Here is a 2,053-nt window from a genome sequence, read left to right on the forward strand (position 1 = left end):
AAGCGTGAGGAACGCAAGGACAGGCTCCACCAGAACTACTTGAAGCGGAAAGCCAGCGGAGCACAGAAGCGATACGAGGACAAAATCAAAAAGCGGAAAAAGGCAGAAATCGAAGCCAAGAAAGCCGCCATTCGTGCGGAGGACATTGCAAAGGGCGTGTTCGTCCCTGTCAGCAGTTTACCGCAGAGAGAGCCGATGAAAGGAGTACAAACAGCATGAATATCACTTACACACAGAACGGCGATTATCTTATCCCAAACATCATTATCCGCAAGACCAAGCCCCTCGGACACTACGGCAGACTTCGCAAAGCATATTTGGAAATGCGCCGCCCGATACTGTTCAATGAGCTGGTGCTATCCGACAAGCTCTTTGAGCATTGCGCCGAGATTGACGAAGCGGCACGAAACCGCATGGAGCTGATCGTGCGGTCACTGGCAAAGCAGTACGGCGTGACTGAACAGCTGAAAGCCGAAAACCAAATGGAATGGGTGCGGCAGATGAACGCTTGCAAGGCACAGGCAGATGAGATTGTGAAAGCGGAATTGATTTATGATTGAGTGAGAAAGTCCGGGCAGAAAACCGTCCGGACTTTTCTCATACAGTCCAAAGTTGCGGTAGAATTGTTCACAAGTTTTATGGTATAATTTGAATACGAAATTGAGAAACAAATCGGAATTTTCAAAGGAGGGATTTACAGTGAAAAAAATCGGATTAGGTATTGCAATATTACTCTTTGCTATCGTAATTACTCTTTGCTCATCAGGAATGGAGCTACTCTCTATTGGAATTGGAATTGTAGGATTGATTTTTTCAATCATAGGATTTATGGAACGTAAGTAAAACAACTTTCAGTTTGTCGAGAAGTTAAGCCGGAGCAAATCCCTTTAGGAACTAAAGGGCGCACTTCTATACTCTCTGTCGAGAGTAGTGCGTCCTGCGGAGCTTCATTCTCCGTCAGCAGAAGAAAACTGCATGACCGAGAATGTTGCGTCACTTCGTTCCGTCAAGGTGGCTACACCCCCTTGCGCCGCTAAAGCGGCTATCCCCTGTGGACTTGCCGTCCGCAAACGGTTTTGACAAACCGTTCGCCGCCAGCAAGTTTGAAAATCAAGAATCTTAATTTGATAAAGGAGTGTGATTCTATGAAAAAGAAATTACCCATAATCCTCTTGGGTGTTATTTTGGCTTGTGTGTTGGTTTTCGGTTTCCTTTATGCAAACAATGACATTGGTAAAACCGCAAACAGTTTAGAAGCAGACATTCGCCAATCTCAAAAAATTTTGGATGATTGGATTGTTGATGGAAGCATTTCCGACACAATGGCTGCATTTATTTCTTACCCACAGGACAAGACAGACCACACTTTTTCTGTCTATGTAAATCGCCCTGGCTTGTCTTTTGGATATTTCTTCTGTGGTGGTGGAGATATAGTTGAGGTTGATGATTACATTGCAGAGTTTGTTGTTGAGGGAAATAACGAAAGGGCATTTATCTCAATGAATACCCAAAATATTGTTCGACTTGAAGTAGATGATGGCAACGGCATTCAGGTGATTGATATTGATAGTGGCAAGCCTTTCGCCATTGTCCTGCCCCTCAATGTAGGAAACATCTGTTTCTATGATACGAATGGAAATGTTGTGGAATATCTTCGCCAACAACTTTGACCAACTTCAATTTACCGAACTGAACACAACAACTGAATACCGAAAAACTGACCGTTGACTGGTCGCACTATGCGAAAAGTTGACGGTCTTTTTTTATCCCCAAAATCAAAAAAGGAGGTCAATTACAATGACAAAACCGAAAACCCTCGACCAGCTCCAAGCCGAAAAGGAGCAAGCCGAGACGCAGCTTGCACAGGAACAGCACAAGCTGGAGCGTCTTGAGAATAGAAAGAAGTATCTGGAGAAAGGCGAACGCACCAAGCGCACCCACCGCCTTTGCAATCTGGGCGGCACGGTTGAGAGTCTTGCCCCGGAGGTCAAAGATCTCACACGCACCGAAATGACAGAGCTGATGGAACACATCTTTTCTCTGTCCGAAGTCC

At 45.1% G+C, this 2,053-nt stretch carries 4 protein-coding genes and 1 pseudogene; all 5 read left to right on the top strand.

The window, feature by feature from the left end:
* Window positions 1-219 (top strand): annotated as a pseudogene (locus tag LI162_RS15120) (DNA recombinase); the annotation flags it as partial.
* The gene (locus LI162_RS15125; RefSeq protein ID WP_227082699.1) at window positions 216-560 is read left to right on the top strand and encodes a TnpV protein; all 345 of its coding nucleotides are present in this window, start codon (window positions 216-218) and stop codon (window positions 558-560) included. The pseudogene LI162_RS15120 and the gene LI162_RS15125, both read left to right, overlap by 4 nt.
* Window positions 561-699: 139 nt before the next feature.
* A complete protein-coding gene (locus tag LI162_RS15130; RefSeq protein WP_147327110.1) occupies window positions 700-843 on the top strand; it encodes a DUF4337 domain-containing protein in 144 nt (47 codons plus the stop codon).
* 302 nt (window positions 844-1,145) lie between these two features.
* Entirely contained in the window at window positions 1,146-1,670 is a 525-nt protein-coding gene (locus LI162_RS15135) for a hypothetical protein (protein ID WP_227082698.1), read from the top strand.
* A gap of 127 nt (window positions 1,671-1,797) precedes the next feature.
* On the top strand, window positions 1,798-2,053 hold a 256-nt coding region (locus LI162_RS15140; RefSeq protein ID WP_155202107.1), incomplete at its 3' end, for a DUF3847 domain-containing protein.

Source organism: Mediterraneibacter sp. 210702-DFI.3.120 (assembly GCF_020561005.1).
GTDB lineage: Bacteria > Bacillota > Clostridia > Lachnospirales > Lachnospiraceae > Mediterraneibacter > Mediterraneibacter faecis.